Below are 408 nucleotides of genomic sequence, written 5' to 3'. Positions count from 1 at the left end.
GGGTTGATCTGGGTAAGGTGCTCGATGATCTTCGACAGCGGCTTGGTCAGCAGCCAGTGGTACACCAGATAGAGCACCAGGCCCATGGCCAGGGCGCGCAGCACCCCGGAAATGAAGATGATCACCGCATTGACCAGGAAGTCTTCGCCATAGGACGAGGTATCGAGGGTGATGCTCAGGTCGCCGTAGTACTCGCTGAACGGGCCACGGCCGACCAGTTGGGTCGTGTAGGTGCGTTCCTGGCCGAGGATCAGGTCGGTCAGCCAGCGCATCGACATGTCCTGCAGCGGACGGGACTTTTCCGCCAGCATGGTTTCGTTGGGGTGGCCGATCGAAGCCATGCGCACCGACTCGTCCTGGAACAGGCCTTCCATCACCTGCATGCCCATTTCACGGTCGAGGCTGTAC

Annotated in this window: 1 pseudogene; it reads right to left on the bottom strand. The window is 60.8% G+C overall.

The features are described 5' to 3' along the window. Window positions 1–408: pseudogene (locus D7Y15_RS43885) on the bottom strand (hypothetical protein); the annotation flags it as partial.

Origin of the sequence: Corallococcus sp. AB030 (assembly GCF_003668965.1) — a bacterium.
In the GTDB taxonomy this organism is placed as follows: Bacteria; Myxococcota; Myxococcia; order Myxococcales; family Myxococcaceae; genus Corallococcus; species Corallococcus exiguus.
This window is presented reverse-complemented; position numbering and strand designations above follow the sequence as displayed.